We start from the raw sequence: 1,273 nt of genomic DNA, 5'->3' as shown, positions 1-1,273 counted from the left end.
GGTGGAGGTGCGCGACGGCGCCGATATGCCCGCTGCGATATCCCGAATGCGGTCCATATCGGCGTAGGCGGAGTCACCGGGGCAGCTGGTATTGCCGACATCGCGATGCGCGAACACCACCGGCAGTTGAACCGCCTCACCCTGCGCATACGAGGTGAATTCGGTGCCCTCGGAATACATCGTGGTGTAGCCCTTGGGATCCAGGCCCGCGATCTTGGATCGCCAGCCGATGAACCGGCCGATCGCATTGATCGACTCTTCCGACGGTTCCTCGGATTCGTAGTTGCCCATCAGTGCGACGCCCGAGGTGTTCTCGTTGAACCCGCCCGCGTGCGCGCCTTGCACCGGGCGATCCAGTCCGCCGAAGCGGCCCTCGAAGATCTGGCCGTACTTGTCGACCAGTGCGTTATAGCCGATATCGCACCAGCCCAACGTCTTTGCGTGATACGTGTAGATCGCGCGGACGATGCCCGCCGATTCGGCCGGGGTGTAGTCGTTGCGGCCCGCGGTGTGGTGCACGGTGAGGCCGCCGAGCTGGTCGTCGTAGGTGGGTTCCTCGCAGCGGATGGATTCGTCCGCGCCCCACTGGGATCGGGTGATGACATTTGGTCCGCCACCGGGAAGCGCCGTGGCGACATTTTTGAGTGCGCCATCGATCGCGCCGCGGCCCGGATCGATCAGCACGGCCGTCAGTGCGGCGGCGGTCTGGGCCGGATCATCGGAATGTCCGGCGGCCGGGGTGGGCAGCACCGGCACGGCGTCCTCCGCGTCACCCGCGACGGGAGGACGCGGTACGGCCGCCACGGCAGGCTTGCGGGTTACCAGGATCTGCACGGAATTGGTATTGCCGACGTAGATCGGTTCGGTGCCGGTGGCGCCGCCCGTCGCCCGATCGTTGCGACGTGTGTCGACGGCCTCGGCGTCGTACCAGGGACCCCAACCGCCATCGGACTGACGGGCCCGGACCAACGCCTTGGTATTCGCCAGATCGTGCGCGGTCAATGCGACAACGCTGAACGGGGTATCGCGGCTGAGCTCCTTGACCTGCGCACCCACCTGGCTGAGGAGTTCCGGCGGGACGGCGCCGGGTGACAGTGCCGGTGTATCGGGGGTGACGTCGGGCTCGAGCTGGGCGGGATCGGCGATGAAGGCTGCTGCTGGGGAACGGCCTTGTGTGGGTTGATCGGGGGTCGTGCCTTGAGCTGGGGCGGGGGTCTGACCTGGGATGGTCTGGCCGGGTGCCGATTGACCTGACGTGGTTTGGCCGGGAAGT

Annotated in this window: 1 protein-coding gene; it reads right to left on the bottom strand. The window is 66.7% G+C overall.

The features are described 5' to 3' along the window. A partial coding sequence (locus tag NP3_RS09755; RefSeq protein ID WP_245720872.1) for an N-acetylmuramoyl-L-alanine amidase occupies positions 1-1,273 on the bottom strand: 1,273 nt, incomplete at both ends.

Origin of the sequence: Nocardia pseudovaccinii NBRC 100343, assembly GCF_001613225.1 — a bacterium.
Taxonomy (GTDB): domain Bacteria; phylum Actinomycetota; class Actinomycetes; order Mycobacteriales; family Mycobacteriaceae; genus Nocardia; species Nocardia pseudovaccinii.
Note: the sequence above shows the minus strand (reverse complement) of the source record. Positions and strands in the feature narration are given on the sequence as shown.